Raw genomic sequence first — 24,990 nt, 5'->3', positions numbered from 1 at the left:
CGATTATCAGCATTTTCCTAATTCACTTTTTACCTTTCCAACTTATCAGAAATACACCCACAAGCACCAGCAATGTTCCGAAAATCTGAAGTGCGGTAATTTGTTCGTCTAAAATAGTGGTAGCCAGAAAAATCGTAAAAATGGGACCGATACTGGCAATAATAGACGCATTTCCTGCTCCTACCCGCTTGATTCCCTCCGCCAACGCAAACGTAGGCAGTACCGTAACCACAATGGCCATCGTGATTCCAATCCAATATACCTGCGGCGGATAGTGCCAAATTTCGAGACCGTTGACGACATAACAATGTAAAATGGTTGGAATGGTGGCTGCAATCATTGCGTAGCTCGTAAATTTTTGTGAGCCTACTTTGGGAATGATTTTATCACCCCCTACCAAATAAAACGCATACACCAACCCGCTCAACGTAACCCAAAAAGCACCTAAAATGAGGTTTTTTTGCTGCCCCGGCTCAATGTTTTGCAGAAATGCCACCAAAATCCCAAAGTAGGTTAAGCCCAAGGCCGCCATTTGCAGTTTGGTTACACGTTTTCTTCTAAAAAAGGCGTTAATAACCAATACAAACGTAGGATACGTAAACAAGAGGATTCGTTCTAGTCCTGCACTGATGTAATTAAACGCCAAAAAATTAAAATAACTTGAAAAATAATACCCCGTAATTCCCAAACCTGCTACCCACAACCAATCTTTTATGGTAAACCGAACATTGGTTTCTTGTGCAGTAAGGCGAAAGGCAAAAAATGCATAAATAGGAAACGAAAGCCCCATCCTAAGCGTCAAAAGTGAAATAGTATCTATCTCATAACGGTACGCCAATTTGATAAATATTCCTTTCAGTGCAAAGCAAAAAGCCGCTAAAAAAACCATTGCGGCCCCCAACCAATAGTATGTTTTAGACATATTGACTAAACTGAAAAACCTTTACCTTTGGTTCTTGCTTATCAAAAAAATCAGGCATTAATACTCATTCCAAAATCACTTCAACTCATCAACTCTAATGCAATCCGTCTACATTGTTTCGGCCGTAAGAACACCCATTGGTAGCTTCGGTGGCACATTATCTAGTCTCTCAGCTACGAATTTAGGCGCGGCAGCCATTCGTGGCGCGCTATCATCTCTGCCCCTCGACCCACAACTGATAGAGGCCGTGTACATGGGCAACGTGGTATCCGCCAACCTTGGGCAGGCTCCCGCGCGTCAGGCGGCCATTTTGGGAGGCCTCAGCAAATACGCTACCTGCACAACCGTCAACAAAGTATGCGCATCTGGTATGAAATCTGTGATGATGGGCGCACAGGATATTTTACTGGGTCAAGCTGATGTGGTGGTAGCTGGTGGTATGGAAAGCATGTCAAATGCTCCTTTTTATCTCGACAAGGCCCGTTTTGGCGGCTATGGCTACGGCAACGGCACCTTTATCGACGGTCTCGCCAAGGATGGTTTGGTCGATGCTTACGGCGGGATGGCCATGGGCGTATGCGCCGATGCTACTGCCGTCAAATACGGTTTCACGCGCGAAGAGCAGGATGCCTTTACCATCGCGTCCTATCAACGCAGCGCCGAAACATGGCAGGCAGGCTACTTTGATAAAGAAGTGATTTCGGTTGAAGTACCTCAGCGCAAAGGCGATGCCATCGTTGTGGCACAGGACGAAGAGTACAAAAACGTTAAATTCGATAAAATTCCTACACTACGACCTGCCTTCAACAAAGACGGCACCGTAACGGCGGCGAATTCCTCCACCATCAACGACGGTGCCGCAGCACTGGTCTTAATGAGCGAACGAAAAGTAAACGAATTGGGCATTACCCCTTTGGCCCGCATTGTTTCCTTTGCCGATGCCGAGCATGAGCCAGAATGGTTTACAACCGCTCCCACGGTAGCGGCTCCCAAAGCCCTCAAAAGAGCGGGCCTCACTACCGATCAAATTGATTATTTTGAAGTAAATGAGGCGTTTGCCGTAGTGACGATGGCATTTATGAAAGAAATGGGCATCGCACATGAAAAAATCAACGTGTTTGGTGGCGCCGTATCGCTAGGCCATCCATTAGGGTGCTCGGGGGCGCGTATTGTAGTCACCCTCCAAAATGTATTGAACCAAAAAGGCGGCAAATACGGCCTTGCCGCTATTTGTAACGGCGGTGGTGGGGCATCGGCGATCGTCATTGAAAAGGTTTAACCAGCGTTCTACCTAGCTAATGAGTCACTTATGAGAGAATTCATAGGTGACTTTTTGGTAGCAAATTTGACTATACGCCAAATGTCACTTATATTTGTGTCAAATAGCACACTATCATGATAGCGCCATCAAGAAAATCAACCTTCATGCTGCTGACCTTCGATGATCCTTTTTTGCTCATCCAAAAAACCCGCGAAGGTCTCACCAAAGACGACGCCGATGCGTTGGCAGAAGTTTATGGCCTGACCGACCGTGAAATGGCCCGAATCCTTAACCTTTCGGAACGTACCTATCACCGATATAAAGAGGAAGCACGCCTTGATGTAAGTGCCTCTGACCGACTTTTGCAGTTAAAGAAATTACTTCAATACGGAGAAGAAGTGTTTGAAGAACGGGAAAAGTTTAAGCGTTGGATGCGACGACCCCTGCGCACTATGTATGGTGAAGCCCCACTTGCCCTACTCAATACAATAACTGGTATGAAAATCGTTGAAACTGCCTTAGGACGCATTGAACACAGCGTGTATATCTAACAATGATTCATGTATTTCGTCTTCAGAAAGCGAGGTTTTCTTCCATTGAAAACATTTTATCGGGATATGGCGCAGAACTGTTTGGGGGTCGTTGGAACACCATTGGCAATGCCGTTGTTTACACTTCTGCTTCTCCAGAATTAGCTCTTTTAGAAACGTTAGTGCATATTGAAGAAATCTACCTTGATGACTTACCTAAGCACGTTTTGGCAACAATCGAAATCCCGTCAGACTCTATTTTTCAGGTGAATACTGAACTATTACCTGAAAACTGGGCCGATGTTCATATATCAGCCGCTACTCAACAATTTACGGAGAATTGGTTTGCCCAACAAACGCATTTAACGATCGCATTACCTTCTGTTATTGTACCAATGTCCTTCAACTACCTTATCAATCCAAATCATCCCCGCATGAAAGAAGCAAAAGTTGTAGAAATTGTCCCATTCTCCTTCGATAGCCGTCTTTTTAAATGAAATACCGTTATTTTCTCATTTACAAGCCTTTTGGCATGATGTCGCAGTTTTCGCGAGAAGGCGACAAGGCTACTTTGGCAGATTTATCTTTTGATTTTTCCAAAGATGTATACCCCGTCGGCCGGTTAGATGCCGATAGTGAAGGACTGCTTTTGTTAACCAACGACACTTTTCTCAACAATCGTCTGCTAAATCCAAAATTCAAACATCAGCGGACTTACTTTGTGCAGGTAGACGGACAAATTACAGACACCGCTCTTGAAGAACTTCAAAAAGGGGTAAAAATTTCGATAGATGGCAAGCCCCACCAAACGCTTCCCGCAAAGGTAGAATTATTGGTCAATGAACCACCTTTACCACAGCGCATTCCCCCGATTAGAGTCCGCCAAAATATTCCGACAAGTTGGATAGCACTTACCCTTCATGAAGGAAAAAACCGCCAAGTGAGGCGCATGACCGCAGCCGTGGGATTTCCCACACTCCGCTTGGTCCGTTGGGCCATTGAAAATATTAAACTAGGCACAATTCAACCTGCCGAAGTAGTTGAAATAGAGAAGGAATGGCTATTTAAAAAACTAAAAATCAACAGATAACAACCATTCTCTTATCTTATATTATCTTAAACGCTTGTAATTGCTGCTCCATTTCCTGCTGCATTCGTTTTGCCTCCTCGCCCGCCTTTTGGGCAAAATCAATCCCTGAAGACGCGTAAATAATGCTCCGAGAAGCATTGACCAACAATCCACATTCTTTGGTCATGCCGTATTTACATACTTCTTCTAAGCTGCCCCCTTGCGCACCTACGCCTGGAATAAGCAAAAAATGCTCGGGCGCGAGCTTACGGATTTGCTGCAGCATGGGTGCCTGCGTGGCCCCCACAACATACATAAGGCGGTCATTGCCCCCCCACTGTTGAGATACCCGAACGACCCGCTCAAACAAATATTCGTTTTCATTATCCAGCACCACCTGACTGTTGGAAAGCCCAAAATCATCGTCATCATTGCGAGAGAGCTTGGGGTTCATCATCATGGTTTGAAAATCAGCGCTGCCTTCGTTGGAAGTTAAGGCCAACAAAATCACCCATTTATCTTTAAATTCTAAAAATGGAATGACCGAATCGCGCCCCATGTAAGGAGCTACCGTAATGCTGTCAAACGACATTCCCGAAGAACCTTTATCAAAAAAAGCCTGAGCGTAGAGAGAAGATGTATTGCCAATGTCACCCCGCTTGGCATCAGCAATGGTAAAACAATCCTTGGGTATGTACCCTAAAGTCCGCTGCAAACTATTCCAACCGCGTGGGCCGAGGGCTTCATAAAAAGCAATGTTGGGTTTATAAGCTACGGCATAAGGGGCGGTGGCGTCAATGAGTCGTTTGTTAAACTCAAAAATGGCATCTGGCTCACGGAGAATATGCTTGGGGAGTTTTTTTAAATCAGGGTCAAGGCCAACACAGAGGAATGATTTTTTTCGTTTTATCTGTTCAATCAGTTGGGTACGATTCATGATTAGAGGGTTTCGAGAGATTGTAAATGAGCAATATCGTTTTCTTTTTGGAGGGAAAAACTTTTTGAATTGTAATCGTAATGCAACAGATATAAGCCCAAATTAGTGTGCAGAAACTCATCCATTAAGTGCAAAGGTCGATTAAAAATAGTGGCTAAAAGTACCCTCATTGCCCGGCCGTGCATGGCCACCAGCACCGTTTTCTCTTCGGGGCGGGCTAGAATCAAGTCAATGACTGGCAACTGCCTTTTTTGAACATCTTCGGGGCTTTCTCCTCCTTCGGCCTGCAAATCGGTTTTTCCTTGCTGCCAACTAGTCACCAGCCAACGATAATAGTCATTGTCCATGCTGTTGGGCGTACGCCCCTCTCTAATTCCCCAACTAATCTCATTCAGTCCCTCATACGCCTCATGCGGCAGCCCCTTATCCAAAAAACCGCGTACACTTTGTACCGTCCTGATCAACTTTGACGTGTATACTTTATCAAATTTGATGTCATGATATACCTCAAAAAACGCTTTTGCTTGTGCTTCACCAAGTTCGTTAAGATGGGCATCAATGCCGCTTCCTTGTACTACGCCGCGACGATTATAATCTGTTTCGCCGTGGCGAATCAAATAAATAGTTTTTGAAGACAATTTGTGGGTAATTTTAAGTTTAATGTATGTTTGACGGTTCTTTGTAGTTTTGTGAAGAAAGAAAATGTTAGTCAACTTTCTAAAATCAAACGACCCGCCCCCGACTTAAATTCTGTTTACAAAAATACCCCTTTTCCTGATGTTCAACAAAAATATTGCGCTCGTACAACTTCAGCAATGGAACAAAAACACCATTGGCGACCATTTAGGCATCGAATACCTTGAAATCGGCGAGGATTATCTCGTGGCGCGAATGCCCGTTGACCACCGTACGCATCAACCGTTTGGTATATTGCACGGGGGGGCATCTGTTGTGTTGGCCGAAACCCTCGGTAGCCTCTCGTCATTCCTGCTCTTGCCCGACACCACCAAGCAGCAAGCCGTAGGGCTTGACATTAATGCCAATCATATTAGAGCGGTAAAAAGTGGGTGGGTATACGGAAAATCTACCCCTCTTCACATCGGTCGAACGACGCACGTCTGGGAAATCCGAATTACGAACGAAGAAAACAAACTGGTTTGTATCAGCCGTTTAACAATGGCCATTATCAACCTATGAAACAAAAAACGCCTCTCTCTAAAGGTAGAAAGAGGCGTTTTGGCTGTGTTTTTTCTTACAGAACGATTACTGAGTTCTCTTCGTAAGATACTCCGCTTGGGATATATTTATCAGCGGCTTCGTCGTTGGTCCAGGTAGCGCCGTCGATTAAATAACGGAAAGCATATTCTTTTCCGGCTTCCAATTCGAGCGTTGCTTTATATGAACCATCTTTCTGTTTCTTCAATTTAGTAGCGGCTTCGGCAGCCCAGTCATTAAACTCGCCTACTACTGCTACATCTTTAGCATCTGCCACTACATCAGCAGACAGAGAGAACGTTACTTTGCAGACAGGTTTGCTTTTCAAAAATTGCTTTGCAATAGCCATAGTGTTTTTGTTGGTTTTGGTTTGCAGCACAAAGGTATAAAATAAATACAATTAAAGTCAATGAATACCAATTAGTTACCTACCAATATTCTTCTAAAAGTACATTTAAAAACTTCATCATTACAATTAACCCCAAAAAAACCATTTTATCTAACCCCTTCAAAATCAATTTTCTTCCGAAATCTGCGCATTTACCTGCTGAACCCGTTGGTTCATAATTGTTGCTATACTGTAAGCACGGTACTTGGCTTCGGCAGCAATATCACCTTCAAACAACGCGTCCACATTTTCAAAAAACAAATGAAGCCAACGGTCGAAGTGCTCGGGCGTAAGTGTATACTTAGTGGTAAGGCGAAAATGAGGGGGCATAGGTCGACCCATATAATTGGCCGTTCCCAGCAAAATTCCTTCCCAAAAATCATACATTTTGGGAAGATGCAGCTCCCAATCTATGTGTGCAACCTCCTCAAAAATATACCCAAGCTCAGCATCCTGACGAATTTTTTGGTAAAACTGATTAACCATCAGCTCTACATCTTCACGGGTTTCTAATAGTTTTGGCATGGTATAAAAACAAATGTCCGGCAAGATAGGTGCCGGACTTGGTTGAATGTAATGACAAAAATCATGTAAAAATGCCTAGTCATTCAAAAAGCTGCTGCAACTGTTTGGCTTCCAGGGCTCCTACCATTCTATTTTGCAATTGCAGATGTTGATCAAAGAAAACCGTCGTAGGATACGTTAACCGGCCTTTGTCGGTTCCGAGTAGTTCTGCCAATTCATGCACGCCAGTATTGACGCCCGTGGGTTTAAATTTATACTTTTTATTTAAAAACAGAATCGTACGGGTATCTTCGGCATTAAGGTCTAAACAGTAAAATTGAGCGTTTAACACCTTCACAAGCTCGGGTTCGGTAAATGTTTTCAACTCCATCATTTTGCAATACTTACACCAATCTGTATGGATAAAAATCAGCAAAGGACGGCGCTCTTTCCGCAGGCTGTCATTTAGATTCTCAAATGACGTCCATTGCAGGGTTTGGGCTTCTACCTGAGTGGTATAAAGCCCAAACCAAGCGAAAATCAAGATGAGAATGCCTTTTTTCATTTGAATAAATTATATCTAATTCCCAAAAATGTACGAATGCCTTGGTTGGGTGCATATACGTACGTGGGGTCAAACGTTAACGCATTGGGGTTATTGGGCGTCGGAATCACCTGCCCGTCGGCACCAAAAGTCACCTGTTTATCAAAAGGGTCAAAAGCCCGGGCAATGGCATCGCGCAGCGGGGTAAAGTTCAGCAGATTTTTTACACCTCCATAAATTTCTAGCCCGTTGTTAAATTTCTTGGTCACTTGAATATTCTGTAAGCTCCACCAAGGAGAATACGCTGGGCGCGGGTCCATCGGCCCTAAGACGGGTAATTTCATCGGGCCATAGAGATTTCCAGTATAATCAATCGACAAACCGATGCGCTGGAAAGAGTACGAAACAGACCACACACCCGTAAATTTCTCCGTCAGCAATTGCGTCATTTTTACCAACTCCCCACTTCCGTCATCCTCTCGTTGGAATACATCCATAGCCGTAGCGCCCGCCATGGCTTTCAGGCCGTTAGCAAAAGAAAAATCCACATTTAGCGAAATCCCGCGCGACACGGCGTTACCCGCTAAATTGCTGTAAATGATTTTGTTGGGGTCGGTTAAGTAGTCGGGAATAATACGATTGTTGAAATAAGTATAAAAGGCCGTGGCGTCCAAGCCAATAAAGCTTCCGTTTGTCAGGAAGAATTTGCGAACGTAATTCACGTTACCGTTCCACGAGCGTTCGGGCTTCAATTCTTCCGTAAATACCACCTGCCGCGCTCCTGTCAGGGCAGCGTGGTCTTCGGTAAATACGTTGGCTACGCGGTAGCCATTGCCAAAACTCGCCCGCAATACATTTCGCTTGTCCGTGGAGGTCCATTTGTAGTTTAAACGGGGCGTCAGAATACTTCCGTGAATGGAGTTGTAGTCATAGCGAAGTCCCAACAACAATTTGTTATTGGCATTCAGTGAAATTTCATCTTGAGCAAATATTCCAGGTAGTTTCACAACAGAAGGCGCATTCCGACCATCAATAGCAGTGGCAGGGGTATTATCGTCGTAATGTGTGTAGCGAAGGGCCGTTCCAATTAGCAAATCGTGATTTTCTCCCGCTTTCTTATCCCACGTCAACTGTCCGAAAGCAATCGTTTGCAGCGCGTTAAAGGGAGTCGTGCCGTAATATGAATCCTGATTGTGGCCGTTGGCCGAAAATTGAAACGTGATTTTCTCTTTGATAGGCAATTGATACGCTCCTATCACCTCCCATCGTTTGGTTTGAATCGTTTCACCGTATACTTCATTACTTCCTCGGTATTTGGGGGTCCATTGAGTTTGACCTCCCCAACGGTCTTCGTACACGTAGCGGGCACCTACCGTAAACAAACGATTATCTTTACGTTCAACACTAAATTTATTGAATAATGAAATACGGTTTTGAAGGGTAATATCCGTAAATCCGTCGCCGTTTTTATCGGTTGGTTGCTGAAAATTAAAGTAGTTTAGACCAAACAATGATTGAACTTTTTCACCTACTCGGTATTTAACCCCCAAATCAGTATTAAACTCAGACCATGAAGTTCCCATTACATCAGCCGACACCAAAGGAGCAGAAGATGGTTTTTTAGTAATAACATTTATCAAACCACCTACCGCTTCGGAGCCATACAGCGTTGATGCAGGGCCTTTTACGATTTCTACCCGCTCAATAAGCGCACTCGGAATTCCGCTCAAACCATACACCGTCGACAAGCCCGAAACGATGGGCATTCCGTCAATCATAATCATGGTGTAAGGGCCTTCCAAGCCATTGATGTGAATGTCGCCAGTGTTGCAAACATTACAGTTTAGCTGGGGGCGAATACCGTTGATGTTTTGCAGTGATTCAAAGAGGTTTGGCACTGGGTTTCGCTTAAAAAAAACAGGGGTGTAAATTTCAACGGGAACAGGACTGTCTAGCTTTGATACTTCTTTCATGGTCCCTGTAACCACCACCTCACTGAGCGAATTTTCCAATTCTTCGGTTTGAAGAGTAAGCTCCTGAAAAAACTTCGCTTCCGAAATCGTCACCGACTTGGTGATGTTGCGGTATCCGATAGACGATATAACCAACTGATACGTTCCGTACTTTACATTTTTAAGTTCAAAAACCCCTAATTCATTGGTGGTAGTACCATATTGTGTACCCTTGAGGGCTGCCGTAGCAAACTCAAGCGGTTTTCCTTTTACGGTCACCGTACCCCTTATACTTCCTGTTTGGGCATACGTAGAAAGTTGTACCAGCAAAAATGCCAGCAATACATATAGTTTATTCATTGAGAATCAGTGTAAATAAATAATGATGCAATACATTCACATCAAGCCCATATTGCAGGTTTTGACATGGAAATCCATTAAAGAAATGAAATTATTAACACTGATGAGCAGGCGGGCCTCGATGAGAGAAATTGCCAAAGAATGGCTTACGATAAGCCGTTAATAAGTAGAAGGAATGATTTTGGGAAAAAACAATCTGACCAATTTTGACGCTTGCCAAAGCTACCGTTAAGGTCAATCCCACAAACACCGCATTGGTGACCGTCTCCAGCAAAAAAATCTCATTGCTGGTGTGATCGTTGGGCTGAAAAGGAGTATTAGGATTGGACGGTTTGTAAGGGTGGGCGTGGGTAATTATTTTCCCGCTCGACAGTTTGTGCGCGTGCCGGAATACAATGCCATTCAGGAGCATCAGGGCAAAAAGCACCAAGATGCCATTGGCGATTGTTTTTCGTATGCGCTGACTGAAGAGCATGGAGATGGTGTTATTTCGTAAATTTAACTACGTTATTTGATAAAAAGTTTAAATCGACAAAATAATTGCCAAAAACCGCGAAATTTACACGCGTCTCACCCTTACAACATTAATTTCTATGGAACTTTTTGGATTTTCTGTATTACTACTTTCTAAACTCTTTTTTGCGGCGTTTAACGGAATTCTATTCACCCAGTCAGGCTTGGACAAAGTCTTTCATTATCAAGGAAATCTGGATTATTTTAAAGACCATTTCAAAAAATCGCCCCTTGCTTCTACCGTTGGTTTACTGATGCCCGTCATTACCCTGCTCGAAACATCGGCGGGTGTCACCTCATTGGTTGGCTTACTTTTACTGCTACTTGGACACGACGCGGGCAACAGTGTTGCAGCTACGGGCATGGGCTTAGGAGGGTTATCGTTGGTATGTTTGTTTTTTGGACAACGAGTAGCACAGGATTATGCAGGAGCAGCGGCATTAGTACCTTACTTTCTGATGACAATGGCGGGGTTTGTTTTGTACGCCTTTTAAGAATACACCGCTAAAGTGCCCAATTTTTCGGTCTTTAGCGGCGTATAAAATGTACTATACTTTTACGGTTAGTTCATTCGGTTGGCTTTCCACTTACTTTTAACGGGTACTGCCGCTCCCGTGCTGCCACTAGCTGGCTTCTTTGCCTGCTCCATCAAATACCCCACCAACGCTGCCGCAATTTGGGCCTCCTCTTCATCGATGCCTTTTTTGAGTACATCTGGGGTAAAATAGTGCTTCACAAAATGAGTATCAAATTGACCCGAAGTAAATGCTTCGTGTAACATCACAAATCGGCAGAAGCCCAAAGTCGTTTGTACGCCCGTGATTTCGTACTCATCGATGGCCCTTACCATCTTATCAATAGACTCCTGACGCGTAGCCGCATACGTTATCAATTTTGCAATCATTGGGTCGTAGTAAATCGGAATAGCCATGCCTTGCTCAAACCCATCATCTACTCGGACACCATTACCCTGCGGACGAACGTAGGTATGTAAAGTGCCTACATCTGGCAAAAAATTGTTGGTCGGGTCTTCGGCATACACGCGTACTTCCATCGCGTGGCCGTTGATTTTCAGATCTTCTTGTTTGATTTCCAAGGCCTTTCCTTCCGCGATATAAATCATTTGCCGCACCAAGTCTACGCCCGTAATCATCTCCGACACGGGGTGTTCTACCTGCAAACGGGTATTCATTTCCAAAAAATAGAAATTGAGTTTTTCGTCGACAATAAATTCTACCGTTCCAGCACCATAATACCCGCACGAACGTGCCACGTCAACAGCGCATTTACCCATGGCTTCCCGGATTTCGGGCGTCAGGCAGGACGAAGGTGCTTCTTCCACCACTTTCTGGTGCCGGCGCTGTACCGAGCATTCACGCTCAAATAAATGAATGATGTTTCCGTGTTGGTCCCCCAACACTTGAATTTCTACGTGACGAGGCGATGCGACGTATTTTTCGACAAAAACGGCACCATCGCCAAACGAGGAAATCGCCTCACTAACGGCACGCTCCATTTGTTCATCAAACTCTTCTTCATTTTCAACAATCCGCATCCCTTTTCCACCACCACCAGCACTGGCCTTAATCAAGACAGGATAACCAATTTGATTCGCAATTAATTTAGCCTCAGCGCGGTCTTCAACCGCATCGGGCGTGCCGGGCACCATCGGAATATTATACTTTGCCACAGTTCGTTTGGCCGATAATTTATCACCCATAATCTCAATGCTCTCCGCCGACGGGCCAATAAAAATGAGCCCTGCGTCTTTTACCATCTGCGAAAAGCGGGCATTTTCCGACAAAAATCCGTATCCCGGATGAATTGCGTCGACTCCTAACTGCTTACACACCTCAATGATTTTGTCGCCTCGCAAATAAGATTCTGAGGAGGCTGCCGGACCAATACACACCGACTCATCGGCGTATCTGACATGCAAGGCCGTACGGTCAGGCTCGCTATATACGGCTACTGTTTTGATGCCCATTTCACGGGCGGTGCGCATCACACGCAACGCAATTTCACCACGGTTGGCAACGAGGATTTTTTTTATAGAAGGCATTGGAAATCATTAGATTATATAAATTCAAATCGGCTGTTGCCCAGAAACACACAACCTACTTAAATCAATGAATAACTTTTGTGCTTTTAAAAGCACCGAAAGTTACAACTTATCGTTAAATGAGTTAAATTTATATTGGTAAATCACTATAGGCTAATGATAAAAAGCATTAGATTGTTGGGCGCCTGGCTATTTTTTGGGCATCAACTCGTTCAGGCTCAGGAGGTATCGGTTGTGAAATGGAAAGAAATCCAAAACATTTTGTCACAGTCGTCTGATACAACATACATTGTCAACTTCTGGGCAACGTGGTGCAAACCCTGCGTGGCAGAATTGCCGCACTTTGAAGAGGTTCAAAAAAATTACAAAGACCGGAATGTCAAAGTAATCATGGTTAGCATGGATTTTGCAAAGGATTTAACGGCGCGGGTAATTCCGTTTGTAAGTCAACATCAACTCACTGGAAAAGTTTGGTTATTGAATGAACCCGACGCCAACAATTGGATTGATAAAATCAGCACCGAATGGTCGGGGGCGATTCCGGCAACGTTGATTGTCAACAATCAAAAAAAGAAAAAAGTCTTTTTTGAACAAAAATTAGACTATGACCGTTTGGTGAAGGAACTATCTGATTTTCTGTGACTTTTTAATCGAATAGGGTCAAAACAGCAGTTAATATAACTAATATGAAAAAGAAATTTTGGGTACCATTTATCATAACCCTGACCTTAGGTACTTTGGTCAGCGCTGCACTCCGAAAAGAGAGCACTCAAACCCCGCCTGCGGGCTATCCGATAGGTGGAACCGTGGCCGACTTCAAGCTTAAAAACGTAGACGGCAACGTTGTTTCTTTATCCAATTACAAAGATAAAAAAGGCGTAATTGTGGTGTTTACTAGCAATCATTGTCCTTTTTCGAAGGCCTATGAAGAGCGTATCATCGGACTGGATAAAAAATACGCCGCGCAGGGCTTTCCGGTATTAGCCATCAACTCTAACGATGCTGGCGATTACGAAGAAAATTCCTTTGACAACATGAAAAAACGCGCTCAGGAAAAAGGGTTTACATTTCCTTATTTACAAGACGAAACACAGGGGGTCGCGAAAGCATTCGGCGCTACCCGTACTCCTCACGTGTTTATACTACGGAACGATGGTGGTAAATTTACGGTACAGTACATCGGAACCATCGACGACAATTATCAAGATCCCGCTGGAGTAACCAAAAGATACGTGGAAGATGCCGTCTCTAATATTCTGATGGGCAAGCCAGTAGTTGTAACCCAAACAAAAGCCGTTGGCTGCGCCATTGGGTGGAAAGACGCTTAAATTTTCGGATACCATCTAAAATAAAAGGACCAACGTTTGTTGGTCCTTTTATTTTAGGCTTCCAGTAAACTCCACTTCCAAAGGCCCAACTTGGCCAAACAATAACGGCCAGAGACTCTCAAAACCCCTAACCCATATTTCATACTTCGTTGAAAATTAATGGAAGAGGCTTCATCAAAATACTTGGTCGGACACGTCACTTCTGCAATTTCGTAACCTTTCCAGAAAACTTGGGCAATCATTTCGTTGTCAAAGACAAAATCATCATCGCACTTATTAAAAGGAACATTTCGCAGTACTTCGCCAGAAAATGCACGATACCCCGTGTGGTATTCCGACAATTTTTGATTCATTAGAATATTTTGCGCAAGCGTCAAAAACCGATTAGCAATGTATTTATACATCGGCATTCCTCCTTTGAGCGCACCTTTCCCCAAAATTCTTGACCCAAATACTACTTGGTAAAGATCATTACCAATGATTGAAATCATGGCCGTAAGTAGCAAGGGAGTGTACTGATAATCAGGATGAAGCATGATAACGATATCGCCCCCAAGTTCAAGTGCTTTAGAATAGCAGGTTTTTTGGTTGCCCCCATAACCTTTATTTTTATCATGGCGAATGACGTGTTTAATCCCAAGCCGCTCTGCCACTTCAGCAGTGTTGTCTGGACTGGCATCATCCACCAAAATCACCTCATCGACCAAATCAAAAGGTATTTCAAGATACGTTTTTTCGAGCGTAAGCGCTGCCTTGTACGCAGGCATTACAACAATCACTTTTTTGTTTTTATACATAAATCAGATTCCGCAATTCAACGTTTTATGAACTGCACAGCGGCAAAATTAGTCTTATCAAACAGTATTTCCAATCCCTTCCAAAACTTCCACTCGGACAGGCACTCCCACAAAAACCGCATTGCCAGTCAATTCATCAATGACCAAGTCATCCGTCAAGTCGTTGACACTCACTCCTGCGTGCGTTTGCGCTACCGAAAGTTGGACGCCCTCTCGCCCATGGCCGTATCCGTGAGGCAGACTCACGGTGCCTTTCATTACCTTCTCCGTAATTTCGACAGGAACCGTCACCTCCCCTACCCGTGAACTGATTTTTACACTATCCATCTCAGAAATAGTACGTTGCCTAGCATCGTCGGGATGTATCATTAATGTACACCGATTGCGGCCCTTTACCAGTCGATGCGAGTTGTGCAGCCAGGAGTTGTTATCACGTAAATGCCGACGATTGGTCAATAACAAGTCAAAGTGCGTATTTATCTTACTTTCTTGCCAAACCTTCCTGATACGGCTCATATCTTTTACCAATAGCTCGGGAGCAAGATGTATTTTTTTATCCTGCGTCAATAACCGATTTGGTAAATCAGGCCGTAACGGTCCCAAATCCAATCCATGAGGATGTTGACGGAGCTGTTCTAAGCTTAAATTATACCCACCAAAACGCAGGCCCAAGTCAACTTTTACGTGCGGGTCTTGAGGAACGGCCCCAATTTCTTCTGAAAGCCGCGCCGATAATTCTTGAAAAATTTCCCAATCGTATTTTCCATTTTCTGCTTTGGGAAACAAGGGCTCCGAAAAACGTGTAACGTTTCGAACGGCCAAGGCGTTGAATGTCAAATCGTAATGTGCCACCTCTAAGCCTGTAGCGGGTGGTAAAATATAATCTGCATGGCGGGTGGTTTCATTAATATAAATATCAATCGCGACCATGAATTCCAGTCGTTCAAGTGCTTTATCCAATTGCCGACCATTGGGTGTTGACAGGATTGGATTGCCACAACTGGTAATTAGTGCTTTTATTTGGCCCTGCCCTTCGGTTAGTATTTCTTCTGCAAGCACGGATACAGGAAGCTCACCCATGAATTCGGGTAAACCCCGAACTCGGCTGCGATGACGATTGTACTTATTATAAACTCCTTTAGTATTGGCCAATATATCAACGGCAGGGTGAGTAAACATGGCTGTACCAGCCCGGTCAATATTGCCAGTCACTACATTCAATGCATTTAAGAGCCATTGACATGCCCCACCAAATGCTTGCATTGAAAGCCCGACGCGTCCATACACAACGGCTGAAGGAGCATTTGCAAACGCCCGGGTTAAGTTTCGAATAGAATCAGCCGCGATGCCCGTTTGCACTTCTACTTTTTCTGGTAAAAATTCAGCCACCAGTGCCCTTAACTCATCCAATCCCGTGACAAAGGAGGGTGTTTTGTCTAAGCCTTCATCAAAAACAACCTGCAACATCGCCAACAGTAAAAACACATCTGTACCTGGGCGAATAAAATGATGGGCATCGGCTTTGGCGGCAGTTTCGGTAAAACGCGGGTCAATCACTACCACTTTTCCACCCCGTTGTTGGATGGCTTTTAGTCGGTTAGCCACATCGGGAACCGTCATTAGACTTCCATTAGAAGCAATGGGATTAGCGCCCATAATAAGCCAAAAATCAGTACGGTCAATGTCGGGAATAGGCAACAGAAAGGGATGCCCGAACATTTGCCAAGCCGCAAAATGATGAGGCAGCTGGTCTACAGAAGTAGCAGAATATATATTTTGGGTCTTTAATGCCCGCATCAACCCCGTTCCAGAGAGGAATGTCCCCGAATTATGGACCGACGGATTGCCGGCATACATAGCAACAGCGTTATCGCCATCACGCACCTGAATTGCTTTTAGTTTGGCCGCTATATCATCAAAAGCTTCCGTCCAACTTATTGTTTCCCACCCTGTTTCGGTACGCTTTAATGGCAATTTAAGTCGGTTAGTGTCTTCATATATATCCTTTAATGCCAATGCTTTAGGACAAATATGACCTTTGCTAAACGGATCGTTTTTATCCCCGTTGATGGCCAAAACTTCAGCGCCTGAGTAAGCAATCTCTAATCCACAAATAGCTTCGCATAAATTGCACGCGCGGTAATGAATACTAGGATTCGTCATGTTTTTAATTTGTTTGATGCAATTTATCAATTTTCTGAATGCTGATTGTGTGTTTTTTAGGCGAAAAACAATAAAGCGACAACACACTGTAAATGAACACTTTACTTTTTCTTTCTACTTCCACTTTCTAACTTCTTTTTTTAGATACTTTTTTGATTTTCAAAAAGTTACTATCTTTGCGTCCCGTTTTAGAAAAAGCACAGTAACATCATAAATAGTTGATACAGAAATGAAAAAGGGCATTCATCCAGATTACAGAGAGGTAGTTTTTTGGGATTTGTCGAGCGATCACAAATTCATCACGCGTTCTTGCGCTCCTACCAAAGAAACCATTGATTTCGAAGGCAAAAACTATCCTGTTTACAAAGTCGAAGTTAGTTCAGAATCTCATCCATTCTATACTGGCAAAAACACTTTGATTGACACAACAGGTCGTGTTGATAAATTCTTCAAGAAATACGGAAAGAAGTAATCATCCGTCATTTCCTGATTTAATTGGAAATCGAAATAAAAAAGCGGTAAGTTGCCTCAGGCAGTTTATCGCTTTTTTGTTTTTTCAGTGGATAAGTTTAAAAAACTGCAAACCTGCCATTCCTAAAAATATCCAACCCAGTAATTGATTAAGGTTAATTCTTCCCAACTTCCCAAGCAATTTTTCCCGGTATCGGCTGGTTAAATAGGCGACTCCAAACAATAAGCCTACCGCCCCTAAAACTGCTCCCATCACAAAGGCAATCTGCTCACTTGGTAGATGAACTTTTAGTTGTTCATACCCTTGAAATTGCACCAGTATAAACAGCCAATACGGAAAGAGCTGAGGGTTCAAAATCGCTAAAGAGAAGCCTTTTAATACATCCGACTGCACCGTAGACGATTCCGCTTTATTCATGGTTTGGCCACCGCTCCGAAGAAGTACAATTCCTATCGCAACGAGTATCGGAATAGAAGCCCATTCAAGCAGTCGCCAAATATCGGGGTGTTTTTCCAACCACATTCCAGCCCATACGGCGGCGGCGGAATAAATCAATTCGGGCACACACCCTCCCAGCGCAACCAGTAATCCAGCCTTTAAGCGACGTTTCAAGACCGTATGTATCACCGTAAGATTTACGGGGCCTAATTGAAGCGAACCTACAAAACTAATTCCTGCCGTGGTCAGAAGGATAAGAAGAGCTTTTTCCATGCATCCTTAACGCACAATGTCCTACGGTGGTTTCAACTTTCATAAGGCGACGGGCTCACGGCCGTCCATCCTCCGTCCACCACGAGCGATTGCCCCGTTATATGCCCCGCTAGAGGTGAAACCAAAAACAACGCCGCATTTGCAATATCCTGCACTTTGGCGGGCCGACCGATTGGCGTTATGCGTCCCCAAGTTTTTTCATACTCGGGGTCTTCAGCGGTGCGTTCGGTCATGGTAGCTCCAGGAGCGACGGCGTTAATGGTAATACCGTAAGGGGAAAGTTCAACAACTAAACTTTTAGCTAACATTTCGAGCGCCGCTTTTGTCATGCCATAAGCTGCCAGAAATTGGTGCGCTTGATGGCCCGTTACCGACGACATCAACAAAATGCGTCCTCCTTCTCCTTGTGCGCGCATTTGTCGCGCCGCAGCCTGTGTTAAGAAGAAACTACCCCGGAGGTTTAAATCTAACAGTTTTTGTAAAGATTCGGGCGTGTATTCAAAAAAGTCCCCGAAGGTAGTGATACCCGCATTCGCAACAATTATCGTAAGTTTTCCAAACGCGCGTACAGCTTCATTCACCATGGCCTGCACAAAATCTACATCTGCGGCATTGCCACTGTAAGCAACGCACTCTCCTCCCGACTTTTTAATAAATCCAGCAGCTTTCTCGGCTAGTTCTTCATCCAAATCATTGAGCAAAACCGCCGCCCCCTGCTCCGCCAATTGTCGCGCAATCTCCAGTCCAATGCCTTGCCCTGCGCCAGTTACGATGGCAACTTGAGTTTTAAATTGTAACATTAATCGTTGTACTTATTTATTTTGAGATGAATCAATGGTGGGCTTTTTACTCCACCAACTCGCCAATAATGAGCCTGTGATATTCATAATGGGGCCAAAAAGTGCGGGCGCAAGGCCGACGGTAGCTACTTTTCCCATTTGTAACGCAATGCCTGATGCTAATCCACCATTTTGCAATCCTACCTCAATCGCCACGGTGCGGCAATCCTGCTCGGGAAGTTTTAAAACTCGTGCGCTCCAATAGCCCAACAAATAGCCACTTATATTATGGATTAAGGTACAGATAATCAATACCCCCCCTACTTTGAGTAAACTTTCGCGCCCTGCTGCCGTAATGATGCAAATAATCAGAGCAATACCAGCCATAGAAACCAGCGGCATGTACTTATTTAAAAACGCAGCTTGATTTCTAAACACTTTATTGACTATCAATCCCACGCCAATGGGTAATATGATAATTTTCAGAATTTCAACCATCATTTTGAAGAAATCAACTTCAATAAATGCGCCTCCCAATAATTTCATCAACAATGGAGTCAAAATAGGAGCCAACAAAGTCGCACATGAAGTAATGGTAAGCGACAATGCTACGTTAGCTTTGGCAATATAAGCCATTACATTAGAGGCCAAGCCACTGGGTGAACATCCTATCAGAATTACGCCCGCGGCAATTTCAGGGGGGAAATTAAAACTTGTCGCTAAGGTGTACCCAATGAGTGGCATGATCGTAAACTGACAAATTAGTCCGATAACTACACTTTTTGGTGATTTTACAACGGCTTCAAAATCTTTAGGACTCATGGTTGTACCCATGCCAAACATAATGATTTGGAGCAAAGGCACAATGAGTGTTTTTAGTTGAAAGTCTCCGACTTGGGTGAAGTATTCTGGAAAAATCATGGCCAGTGTTGCAGCCACTATAATGGATAGCGTATACAGGTAACTTTTCATTCGTTAAGATAGTCAGAGGTTTAAAAGCATAAATGCACCTACAAAAGCAAAAGCAAAGCCTGAATTACTGCCAGTCGGCTATAAAGCCCCTTTTAAATTCAAAAAGCTTCCTGCCATTGGCAAGAAGCTTTTTGAATTTAACTATTTATATTTTTTTATGCTTCAAACAATTTTACAAAATCATCGAAAAGATAACGTGAATCATGAGGGCCTGGCGAAGCTTCGGGGTGATATTGCACCGAAAATGCTGGCTTATCTTTTCTTTTAATTCCTTCTATGGTTTTGTCATTAAGATTGATGTGGGTTACTTCTACATCAGGATGCGCCTCGATTTCATCAGGGCTCACCGCAAAACCATGGTTTTGTGAGGTTATTTCACACAGACCTGTTTGGAAGTTTTTCACAGGGTGATTTAACCCCCGGTGACCATGGTGCATTTTAAAAGTAGAAATTCCACTGGCTAAACCCAAAATTTGATGCCCTAAACAGATACCGAAAAGGGGTTTATTGGTGTCCAAAAACTGTTGAACGGTCTTCACTGCATAAGGCATTGCCGAAGGATCACCGGGGCCATTTGAGATAAAAAATCCATCTGGATTCCATGCCATAACCTCTTCAAAAGAGGTTTTAGCAGGAAACACTTTACAAAAACATCCCCGTTGGGTTAAATTCAACAAAATGCTTTTTTTTACCCCATAATCCATCACCGCTATACGATACTGAGCCGTTGATTCATCGCCCATAAAATAGGGCTCGGTCGTACTCACCAACGACGACAGCTCCAATCCATCCATGCTCGGAACCTCTTTCAAGTGTTCCATTAATTTTTTCTCATCGAGTATTTCGGACGAAATAATCGCATTCATAACTCCTTTTTGTCGCACATGACGTACTAACTGGCGGGTATCCACTTCGCTTATGCCAACGATATTGGCTTTTTCGAAGTATGATTGAAGCGATAAGTCGGCTGTTTTCCGAGAATAAATCTGCGAAAATGAATTACAGACCATCCCGCTTATTTTGATTGAGCTGGATTCTTCCTCACTTTCTAATTGTACACCATAATTGCCGATGTGCGCATTTGTATTAACTACAATTTGACCATAGTAAGATGGATCAGTATAGATTTCCTGATAACCCGTCATACCAGTGTTGAAACATATTTCACCACCCATGGTACCGATTTTACCGAGAGCTAAACCTTTCAGTGCTGTTCCGTCTTCAAGAAGTAAGAGTGCCGGTTGTTGAGAACCCATTTTATATTGGTATTGTATGGTTACGGTTGTCATAAAAGAGCTTATTTTTTCCCCCTCTTCATGCCAACTTTAATTTGATTTTGCAAATTTCAAAAAAAAGGGGCTAAACTTTCGTTTAACCCCTTCTATATTTTAACTTTTCTTCATTTTATTAAAGTATATATGAGAAAAGTTATTCTTGGCCACCGTTCAATTCATCTTGCCAAGCTTTCAATTCATCAAATTTGCCATCACGTGCAAGGGCAGCTTGCTGAGGCCATGTTGCGGGGCTTTTTGAACCGATGCCAGCTGCCGATACAATTTCCTGAATTGCTTCAGGAGTCATGTCTGCCAATTGAGCAAAAGTCGTTACACCTGCATCTGCAAGAGCTTCGGCGATTTTCGGTCCAATTCCCTCTACAACTTCCAAATCATCAGCGCTTGAAGTTTCAGCTTCTGCTACTGGAGCTTCTTCAATAACTGGAGTTGCTTTTACTTCTTTCACTTCTACGGCCGAGGTCTCAGCATCAGCACTTTTCTTACCACCGCGGCGGCTACGACGTGTTTTTGTTGCTTTTTCTTCGGCAGCAGTCAATAATGTTTCGTTGAAATCAACCAATTCCATCAAACAAACTTCAGCGGCATCACCTTGACGGGTACCCAGTTTGATAATACGAGTGTAACCACCCGGACGGTCAGCGATTTTGTCAGCTACAGTACTGAAAAGTTCTTTCACTACATCCTTCTCAGGAATGTAAGAGAACACAATACGACGGTTGTGCGTATTATCTTCTTTTGCACGGGTCAAAATTGGCTCAATGTACTTTTTCAGTTCTTTTGCTTTTGCCAATGTTGTCTGAATGCGTTTGTGTAAAATCAAAGACGCCGCCATGTTACGCAACAAAGCGCTGCGGTGTGAGGAGGTACGTCCTAAATGATTGTCTTTCTTACCGTGTCTCATTGGTTTGAGTTTGTGATTAGCTTCGAGCGGCGGTTCACGCGCTTCAGAATACTAACCGGTGAAACAATTTACTTAAAGTTTGGGCTTCGAAAGGCGGTGATTTATTGCTAAATCAGCTTTCGAAGCCCAATAATTACTTAGTCCTCATCCAAGCGGTACTTCACAACGTCCATACCGAATGTCAGATTTTTCTCAGCGACAAGTTGTTCCAATTCTGTAAGTGATTTTTTACCGAAATTACGGAACTTCATCATATCAGCTACTTCAAGTTTCACAAGGTCACCCAAGGTCTTGATATCAGCTGATTTGAGACAGTTGTAAGCTCTAACTGACAAATCAAGGTCAGCAAGAGGCGTTTTCAGAAGTTTACGCATACGCAACATTTCTTCATCAACCTCGCTTACTTCGTCGTTTTTCTGAGTCTCAAACGTCATAGTTTGATCTGAGAACAACATAAAGTGCTGAATCAAAATGTAAGCTGCGCCTTTCAGTGCTTCTTCTGGGTGAATTGACCCATCAGTTGTCACTTCAATTAACAATTTTTCGTAGTCAGTTTTCTGCTCAACGCGCGTGTTTTCAACGCTGTACTTAACATTTTTGATAGGTGTGTAAATCGCATCAATAGGGATATGGCCGATTGGCAACTCCTGATTACGCGGTTCATCAGCTGGTACATAACCACGACCTTTTTCAATCAAGATTTCCATCTCAAATGTCATCTGGTCGTCAATATGGCAAATAACTAAATCAGGGTTTAAAACCTGGAACGATGACGTAAACTTGGCGATGTCGCCAGCAGTCACTACCGATTGATTTTTAACGCTTACTGTGATTTTGTTATCAACCATTTCCGAAACCTTTTTAAAGCGAACCATTTTGAGGTTCAGCACGATTTCGGTAACATCTTCCACAACTCCTTCAATCGAAGAGAATTCGTGGAGCACACTGGGAAATCTGACGCTGGTGATGGCATAGCCTTCCAACGACGAAAGTAGGATACGACGCAACGCATTACCGATGGTTACACCGAAACCTTTCTCCAGTGGCTTGAACTCAAACAACCCGTGAAAGTCGTCGGCTTTTTCCATTACGACTTTGTCGGGCATTTGGAATGCTAAAATAGACATAGGATTAGCAGTTTTTTTAGAGTCCGAAGGGCGGTAATTAACCGCAAAAAAGTATGTTTTACCAAACACACAAAAACAAAACCCCTGATATGGAAACACCACATCAAATGGGTTTTGTAATGATTTAAGACTATTTAGAGTACAATTCGACGATTGCTTGCTCGTTCACGTTCTCAGGAATCTGATCACGTTCTGGATACTGAACAAACTTTCCAACCAACAAACTGCTATCCCATTCAAGCCAATTGAAACGTTTTGCAGTAGCTGTACGTGCCGCCAAGCTTTCGGTGATTGCTTCAAGAGATTTTGATTTCTCACGAACACCAACGATTTGCCCAGGACGCAATGAGAATGATGGAACATTCACTACTTCTCCGTCAATTGTAATGTGCTTGTGGCTTACTAATTGACGAGCCGCACGGCGAGTAGGCGCAATCCCTAAACGATAAACGGTGTTATCAAGACGGGCTTCGCAAAGTTTTAAAAGGTTTACCCCAGTAATACCTTCACGAACAGCTGCACGGTGAAATAAATTACGGAATTGGCGTTCCAATATTCCGTAGGTATATTTTACCTTTTGTTTTTCTTGCAATTGAAGTGCATATTCAGACTTCTTGCTGCGACGTCCGCGACCATGTTGGCCGGGAGGATAGTTTTTCTTATTCAGCGCCTTGCTGGGACCCATGATGGGCTCACCAAAACGACGCGAAATTTTGGACTTTGGACCTGTATAACGTGCCATTTGAATTTGATTTATTTAAACACAAAAATTACCGTAGGAACAATCCTGCAACCCCAGTGTCCAAATTGCGGATTGTCCTTACGGCCTTATAAAAACTTAAAAATTAAACTCTTCTACGTTTGGGGGGACGGCAACCATTGTGTGGCAGCGGAGTAATATCTTTGATCGTAGTAACCTCAATACCGACATTCTGTACGGTACGGATGGCTGATTCACGACCTGAACCCGGGCCTTTTACAAAGACTTCTGCTTTACGCATGCCAAGGTCGTAGGCAACTTGAGCACAGCTTTGAGCGGCAGTTTGAGCGGCATAAGGAGTGTTTTTCTTAGAGCCTTTGAACCCCATTTTACCAGCTGATGCCCAAGAAATCACTTGTCCAGACATGTTGGTAACCGAAATAATGATGTTGTTAAATGAAGCTCTAATGTGAACTTGACCCACCTGCTCCACCTGTACAACGCGCTTTTTAGCTTTATCTTTACGCTTATTTTGAGCCATTTTTTTGTAATGTTAATCGTTAGTTGTTATCGCTTCGGAAAGCCGTTTGTTAATGGTTATCTGTTACAGATGTTCACACATTAACAAACAGATAACGGATAACTTTACTTACTACTTAGTAGCTTTTTTCTTGTTGGCTACAGTCTTACGCTTACCTTTACGAGTACGGCTATTATTTTTTGTTCTTTGGCCACGTACAGGTAATCCTTTACGGTGACGCAAGCCACGATAACAACCGATATCCATCAACCGTTTGATACTTAGCTGTACTTCTGAACGAAGTGCACCTTCGGTATTAAATTCACCGTTAATGATTCCACGAACAGCATTGGACTCTTCGTCAGACCATTCAGATACTTTTTTGTCAAAATTGATTCCAGCTTTCTCCAAAATTTTACGAGCAGAGCTACGGCCTATCCCGTAGATGTAAGTCAACGAGATTTCTCCGCGTTTTTTGTCTGGAATGTCAACACCTGCAATACGTGCCATATCTTATAATTATCCTTGTCTTTGTTTGTACTTGGGATTTTTCTTATTGATAACGTAAAGTTTACCTTTTCGGCGAATAACTTTACAATCAGCACTGCGCTTTTTAATAGACGCTTTTACTTTCATTGTTGTATGTGATTTTGGATTTAAGATTTCGGCCTCTCATGACGGGAATTCATTCTACTAAACTCCTTTATCCTATTTTAACCTACAATCTACAATCAAGTTACTACTATTTATATCGGTAAATAATCCGAGCCTTTGACAAGTCGTAAGGCGACATTTCGAGTTTAACTCTGTCACCCTGCAAAATTTTAATGTAGTTCATTCGCATTTTACCAGAGATATGAGCAATTACCTCATGTTTATTCTCCAGCTGTACTCGAAACATAGCGTTAGAGAGCGCTTCTACTATAATTCCGTCAACTTCGATGAGTCCTTGTTTTGCCATATACTGC

The 24,990-nt window shown here is 43.4% G+C and carries 31 protein-coding genes; 9 read left to right on the top strand and 22 right to left on the bottom strand.

The annotated features are described in order from the left end of the window. Positions 1-22: 22 nt before the first annotated feature. On the bottom strand, positions 23-922 hold the full coding sequence (locus tag GVN20_RS25310; protein ID WP_166561012.1) for a DMT family transporter: 900 nt from the start codon (positions 920-922) through the stop codon (positions 23-25). A gap of 97 nt (positions 923-1,019) precedes the next feature. Between GVN20_RS25310 and GVN20_RS25305 the strand changes: the two genes are divergently transcribed. From GVN20_RS25305 to GVN20_RS25290, 4 genes are all read left to right on the top strand, one after another. Next, positions 1,020-2,201 carry an acetyl-CoA C-acyltransferase gene (locus GVN20_RS25305; protein ID WP_166561011.1) on the top strand — a complete coding sequence of 394 codons (1,182 nt, stop codon included), beginning with the start codon at positions 1,020-1,022 and terminating at the stop codon, positions 2,199-2,201. 146 nt (positions 2,202-2,347) lie between these two features. Further along, on the top strand, positions 2,348-2,734 hold the full coding sequence (locus GVN20_RS25300; RefSeq protein ID WP_166561053.1) for an antitoxin Xre-like helix-turn-helix domain-containing protein: 387 nt from the start codon (positions 2,348-2,350) through the stop codon (positions 2,732-2,734). 2 nt (positions 2,735-2,736) lie between these two features. After that, positions 2,737-3,210: an RES family NAD+ phosphorylase gene (locus GVN20_RS25295; RefSeq protein WP_166561010.1), complete on the top strand. Its 474-nt coding sequence runs from the start codon at positions 2,737-2,739 to the stop codon at positions 3,208-3,210. Continuing rightward, a complete protein-coding gene (locus GVN20_RS25290; RefSeq protein ID WP_166561009.1) occupies positions 3,207-3,803 on the top strand; it encodes a pseudouridine synthase in 597 nt (198 codons plus the stop codon). The genes GVN20_RS25295 and GVN20_RS25290 overlap by 4 nt, the downstream gene beginning before the upstream one ends. Before the next feature lie 16 nt (positions 3,804-3,819). Here the strand turns inward: GVN20_RS25290 and pyrF are convergent, their stop codons facing one another. Together pyrF and GVN20_RS25280 are read right to left on the bottom strand one after the other, a co-directional pair. Continuing rightward, positions 3,820-4,719 carry an orotidine-5'-phosphate decarboxylase gene (pyrF, locus tag GVN20_RS25285; protein WP_166561008.1) on the bottom strand — a complete coding sequence of 300 codons (900 nt, stop codon included), beginning with the start codon at positions 4,717-4,719 and terminating at the stop codon, positions 3,820-3,822. A 2-nt stretch (positions 4,720-4,721) separates the two neighbouring features. After that, positions 4,722-5,357, bottom strand: a complete 636-nt coding sequence (locus GVN20_RS25280; protein ID WP_166561007.1) for a histidine phosphatase family protein — start codon at positions 5,355-5,357, stop codon at positions 4,722-4,724. 139 nt (positions 5,358-5,496) lie between these two features. Here GVN20_RS25280 and GVN20_RS25275 point away from each other — a divergent pair, with 139 nt between their 5' ends. Continuing rightward, the gene (locus GVN20_RS25275) at positions 5,497-5,916 is read left to right on the top strand and encodes a hotdog fold thioesterase (RefSeq protein ID WP_166561006.1); all 420 of its coding nucleotides are present in this window, start codon (positions 5,497-5,499) and stop codon (positions 5,914-5,916) included. A gap of 55 nt (positions 5,917-5,971) precedes the next feature. On the opposite strand, the gene GVN20_RS25270 is transcribed toward GVN20_RS25275, so the two are convergent. The 5 genes from GVN20_RS25270 to GVN20_RS25250 form a co-directional block, all read right to left on the bottom strand. Beyond that, entirely contained in the window at positions 5,972-6,283 is a 312-nt protein-coding gene (locus GVN20_RS25270) for an isoamylase early set domain-containing protein (RefSeq protein WP_114070338.1), read from the bottom strand. 165 nt (positions 6,284-6,448) lie between these two features. Next, positions 6,449-6,847 carry a group III truncated hemoglobin gene (locus GVN20_RS25265; RefSeq protein WP_166561005.1) on the bottom strand — a complete coding sequence of 133 codons (399 nt, stop codon included), beginning with the start codon at positions 6,845-6,847 and terminating at the stop codon, positions 6,449-6,451. A gap of 79 nt (positions 6,848-6,926) precedes the next feature. Next, positions 6,927-7,391: a thioredoxin family protein gene (locus tag GVN20_RS25260; protein WP_166561004.1), complete on the bottom strand. Its 465-nt coding sequence runs from the start codon at positions 7,389-7,391 to the stop codon at positions 6,927-6,929. Then, complete coding sequence (locus GVN20_RS25255) at positions 7,388-9,682, bottom strand: TonB-dependent receptor (RefSeq protein ID WP_166561003.1); 2,295 nt, start codon at positions 9,680-9,682, stop codon at positions 7,388-7,390. The genes GVN20_RS25260 and GVN20_RS25255 overlap by 4 nt, the downstream gene beginning before the upstream one ends. Positions 9,683-9,776: 94 nt before the next feature. Then, positions 9,777-10,157, bottom strand: coding sequence for a hypothetical protein (locus GVN20_RS25250; RefSeq protein ID WP_166561002.1), 381 nt, complete (start codon positions 10,155-10,157; stop codon positions 9,777-9,779). 118 nt (positions 10,158-10,275) lie between these two features. On the opposite strand from GVN20_RS25250, the gene GVN20_RS25245 reads away from it, so the two are divergent. Further along, on the top strand, positions 10,276-10,689 hold the full coding sequence (locus GVN20_RS25245; RefSeq protein WP_166561001.1) for a DoxX family protein: 414 nt from the start codon (positions 10,276-10,278) through the stop codon (positions 10,687-10,689). A 68-nt stretch (positions 10,690-10,757) separates the two neighbouring features. Here GVN20_RS25245 and accC read toward each other — a convergent pair whose 3' ends face one another. Beyond that, a complete protein-coding gene (gene accC, locus GVN20_RS25240) occupies positions 10,758-12,257 on the bottom strand; it encodes an acetyl-CoA carboxylase biotin carboxylase subunit (protein ID WP_166561000.1) in 1,500 nt (499 codons plus the stop codon). A gap of 156 nt (positions 12,258-12,413) precedes the next feature. Here accC and GVN20_RS25235 point away from each other — a divergent pair, with 156 nt between their 5' ends. Together GVN20_RS25235 and GVN20_RS25230 are read left to right on the top strand one after the other, a co-directional pair. Then, positions 12,414-12,899: a TlpA disulfide reductase family protein gene (locus tag GVN20_RS25235; RefSeq protein ID WP_166560999.1), complete on the top strand. Its 486-nt coding sequence runs from the start codon at positions 12,414-12,416 to the stop codon at positions 12,897-12,899. Positions 12,900-12,943: 44 nt separating this feature from the next. Continuing rightward, positions 12,944-13,585 carry a thioredoxin family protein gene (locus tag GVN20_RS25230; protein WP_166560998.1) on the top strand — a complete coding sequence of 214 codons (642 nt, stop codon included), beginning with the start codon at positions 12,944-12,946 and terminating at the stop codon, positions 13,583-13,585. A gap of 53 nt (positions 13,586-13,638) precedes the next feature. Here the strand turns inward: GVN20_RS25230 and GVN20_RS25225 are convergent, their stop codons facing one another. Together GVN20_RS25225 and GVN20_RS25220 are read right to left on the bottom strand one after the other, a co-directional pair. After that, entirely contained in the window at positions 13,639-14,382 is a 744-nt protein-coding gene (locus GVN20_RS25225; protein WP_166560997.1) for a glycosyltransferase family 2 protein, read from the bottom strand. 57 nt (positions 14,383-14,439) lie between these two features. Further along, the gene (locus tag GVN20_RS25220; protein WP_166560996.1) at positions 14,440-16,545 is read right to left on the bottom strand and encodes a molybdopterin oxidoreductase family protein; all 2,106 of its coding nucleotides are present in this window, start codon (positions 16,543-16,545) and stop codon (positions 14,440-14,442) included. A 229-nt stretch (positions 16,546-16,774) separates the two neighbouring features. Here GVN20_RS25220 and GVN20_RS25215 point away from each other — a divergent pair, with 229 nt between their 5' ends. Beyond that, positions 16,775-17,017, top strand: coding sequence for a type B 50S ribosomal protein L31 (locus GVN20_RS25215; RefSeq protein WP_013927405.1), 243 nt, complete (start codon positions 16,775-16,777; stop codon positions 17,015-17,017). An 84-nt stretch (positions 17,018-17,101) separates the two neighbouring features. Here GVN20_RS25215 and GVN20_RS25210 read toward each other — a convergent pair whose 3' ends face one another. The 11 genes from GVN20_RS25210 to infA all read right to left on the bottom strand — a co-directional run bounded on the left by GVN20_RS25210 (position 17,102) and on the right by infA (position 24,983). Then, the gene (locus tag GVN20_RS25210) at positions 17,102-17,728 is read right to left on the bottom strand and encodes a LysE family translocator (RefSeq protein WP_166560995.1); all 627 of its coding nucleotides are present in this window, start codon (positions 17,726-17,728) and stop codon (positions 17,102-17,104) included. Positions 17,729-17,760: 32 nt separating this feature from the next. Beyond that, complete coding sequence (locus GVN20_RS25205) at positions 17,761-18,528, bottom strand: SDR family NAD(P)-dependent oxidoreductase (protein ID WP_166560994.1); 768 nt, start codon at positions 18,526-18,528, stop codon at positions 17,761-17,763. Between the two features lie 12 nt (positions 18,529-18,540). After that, positions 18,541-19,479, bottom strand: coding sequence for a bile acid:sodium symporter family protein (locus GVN20_RS25200; RefSeq protein WP_166560993.1), 939 nt, complete (start codon positions 19,477-19,479; stop codon positions 18,541-18,543). A gap of 155 nt (positions 19,480-19,634) precedes the next feature. Then, positions 19,635-20,768, bottom strand: coding sequence for a glutamine-hydrolyzing carbamoyl-phosphate synthase small subunit (gene carA, locus GVN20_RS25195; protein WP_409033849.1), 1,134 nt, complete (start codon positions 20,766-20,768; stop codon positions 19,635-19,637). Positions 20,769-20,907: 139 nt separating this feature from the next. Further along, positions 20,908-21,675 (bottom strand): 50S ribosomal protein L17, encoded by a 768-nt coding sequence (gene rplQ / locus GVN20_RS25190; RefSeq protein ID WP_166560992.1) that lies wholly within the window; start codon positions 21,673-21,675, stop codon positions 20,908-20,910. 137 nt (positions 21,676-21,812) lie between these two features. After that, entirely contained in the window at positions 21,813-22,802 is a 990-nt protein-coding gene (locus tag GVN20_RS25185; protein WP_166560991.1) for a DNA-directed RNA polymerase subunit alpha, read from the bottom strand. Positions 22,803-22,932: 130 nt separating this feature from the next. Next, on the bottom strand, positions 22,933-23,544 hold the full coding sequence (gene rpsD / locus GVN20_RS25180; RefSeq protein WP_166560990.1) for a 30S ribosomal protein S4: 612 nt from the start codon (positions 23,542-23,544) through the stop codon (positions 22,933-22,935). 103 nt (positions 23,545-23,647) lie between these two features. After that, positions 23,648-24,043 carry a 30S ribosomal protein S11 gene (gene rpsK, locus GVN20_RS25175; protein WP_114068142.1) on the bottom strand — a complete coding sequence of 132 codons (396 nt, stop codon included), beginning with the start codon at positions 24,041-24,043 and terminating at the stop codon, positions 23,648-23,650. Positions 24,044-24,154: 111 nt separating this feature from the next. Then, positions 24,155-24,532: a 30S ribosomal protein S13 gene (rpsM, locus tag GVN20_RS25170; protein WP_114463897.1), complete on the bottom strand. Its 378-nt coding sequence runs from the start codon at positions 24,530-24,532 to the stop codon at positions 24,155-24,157. 9 nt (positions 24,533-24,541) lie between these two features. Beyond that, positions 24,542-24,658 carry a 50S ribosomal protein L36 gene (rpmJ, locus tag GVN20_RS25165; protein ID WP_013927415.1) on the bottom strand — a complete coding sequence of 39 codons (117 nt, stop codon included), beginning with the start codon at positions 24,656-24,658 and terminating at the stop codon, positions 24,542-24,544. Between the two features lie 106 nt (positions 24,659-24,764). Next, entirely contained in the window at positions 24,765-24,983 is a 219-nt protein-coding gene (infA, locus tag GVN20_RS25160; RefSeq protein ID WP_013927416.1) for a translation initiation factor IF-1, read from the bottom strand. Between the last annotated feature and the right edge of the window lie 7 nt (positions 24,984-24,990).

The sequence above is a fragment of the Runella sp. CRIBMP genome (assembly GCF_009905605.1).
GTDB lineage: Bacteria > Bacteroidota > Bacteroidia > Cytophagales > Spirosomataceae > Runella.
The sequence above is the reverse complement of the archived record's forward strand: the minus strand, read 5'-3'. Positions and strand labels throughout refer to the sequence as shown.

Coding starts and splice junctions, on each gene's coding strand:
- infA (WP_013927416.1), bottom strand. CDS start 24,983: ATGGCAAAACAAGGACTCATCGAAGTTGACGGAATTATAGTAGAAGCG.
- rpsK (WP_114068142.1), bottom strand. CDS start 24,043: ATGGCTCAAAATAAGCGTAAAGATAAAGCTAAAAAGCGCGTTGTACAG.
- GVN20_RS25265 (WP_166561005.1), bottom strand. CDS start 6,847: ATGCCAAAACTATTAGAAACCCGTGAAGATGTAGAGCTGATGGTTAAT.
- GVN20_RS25230 (WP_166560998.1), top strand. CDS start 12,944: ATGAAAAAGAAATTTTGGGTACCATTTATCATAACCCTGACCTTAGGT.
- GVN20_RS25225 (WP_166560997.1), bottom strand. CDS start 14,382: ATGTATAAAAACAAAAAAGTGATTGTTGTAATGCCTGCGTACAAGGCA.
- GVN20_RS25275 (WP_166561006.1), top strand. CDS start 5,497: ATGTTCAACAAAAATATTGCGCTCGTACAACTTCAGCAATGGAACAAA.
- rpsM (WP_114463897.1), bottom strand. CDS start 24,532: ATGGCACGTATTGCAGGTGTTGACATTCCAGACAAAAAACGCGGAGAA.
- GVN20_RS25260 (WP_166561004.1), bottom strand. CDS start 7,391: ATGAAAAAAGGCATTCTCATCTTGATTTTCGCTTGGTTTGGGCTTTAT.
- GVN20_RS25270 (WP_114070338.1), bottom strand. CDS start 6,283: ATGGCTATTGCAAAGCAATTTTTGAAAAGCAAACCTGTCTGCAAAGTA.
- rpmJ (WP_013927415.1), bottom strand. CDS start 24,658: ATGAAAGTAAAAGCGTCTATTAAAAAGCGCAGTGCTGATTGTAAAGTT.
- GVN20_RS25300 (WP_166561053.1), top strand. CDS start 2,348: ATGCTGCTGACCTTCGATGATCCTTTTTTGCTCATCCAAAAAACCCGC.
- GVN20_RS25205 (WP_166560994.1), bottom strand. CDS start 18,528: ATGTTACAATTTAAAACTCAAGTTGCCATCGTAACTGGCGCAGGGCAA.
- GVN20_RS25220 (WP_166560996.1), bottom strand. CDS start 16,545: ATGACGAATCCTAGTATTCATTACCGCGCGTGCAATTTATGCGAAGCT.
- rpsD (WP_166560990.1), bottom strand. CDS start 23,544: ATGGCACGTTATACAGGTCCAAAGTCCAAAATTTCGCGTCGTTTTGGT.
- GVN20_RS25295 (WP_166561010.1), top strand. CDS start 2,737: ATGATTCATGTATTTCGTCTTCAGAAAGCGAGGTTTTCTTCCATTGAA.
- GVN20_RS25215 (WP_013927405.1), top strand. CDS start 16,775: ATGAAAAAGGGCATTCATCCAGATTACAGAGAGGTAGTTTTTTGGGAT.
- GVN20_RS25210 (WP_166560995.1), bottom strand. CDS start 17,728: ATGGAAAAAGCTCTTCTTATCCTTCTGACCACGGCAGGAATTAGTTTT.
- GVN20_RS25185 (WP_166560991.1), bottom strand. CDS start 22,802: ATGTCTATTTTAGCATTCCAAATGCCCGACAAAGTCGTAATGGAAAAA.
- GVN20_RS25200 (WP_166560993.1), bottom strand. CDS start 19,479: ATGAAAAGTTACCTGTATACGCTATCCATTATAGTGGCTGCAACACTG.
- GVN20_RS25250 (WP_166561002.1), bottom strand. CDS start 10,157: ATGCTCTTCAGTCAGCGCATACGAAAAACAATCGCCAATGGCATCTTG.
- GVN20_RS25290 (WP_166561009.1), top strand. CDS start 3,207: ATGAAATACCGTTATTTTCTCATTTACAAGCCTTTTGGCATGATGTCG.
- GVN20_RS25245 (WP_166561001.1), top strand. CDS start 10,276: ATGGAACTTTTTGGATTTTCTGTATTACTACTTTCTAAACTCTTTTTT.
- GVN20_RS25255 (WP_166561003.1), bottom strand. CDS start 9,682: ATGAATAAACTATATGTATTGCTGGCATTTTTGCTGGTACAACTTTCT.
- rplQ (WP_166560992.1), bottom strand. CDS start 21,675: ATGAGACACGGTAAGAAAGACAATCATTTAGGACGTACCTCCTCACAC.
- pyrF (WP_166561008.1), bottom strand. CDS start 4,719: ATGAATCGTACCCAACTGATTGAACAGATAAAACGAAAAAAATCATTC.
- carA (WP_409033849.1), bottom strand. CDS start 20,768: ATGACAACCGTAACCATACAATACCAATATAAAATGGGTTCTCAACAA.
- GVN20_RS25235 (WP_166560999.1), top strand. CDS start 12,414: ATGATAAAAAGCATTAGATTGTTGGGCGCCTGGCTATTTTTTGGGCAT.
- GVN20_RS25310 (WP_166561012.1), bottom strand. CDS start 922: ATGTCTAAAACATACTATTGGTTGGGGGCCGCAATGGTTTTTTTAGCG.
- GVN20_RS25305 (WP_166561011.1), top strand. CDS start 1,020: ATGCAATCCGTCTACATTGTTTCGGCCGTAAGAACACCCATTGGTAGC.
- accC (WP_166561000.1), bottom strand. CDS start 12,257: ATGCCTTCTATAAAAAAAATCCTCGTTGCCAACCGTGGTGAAATTGCG.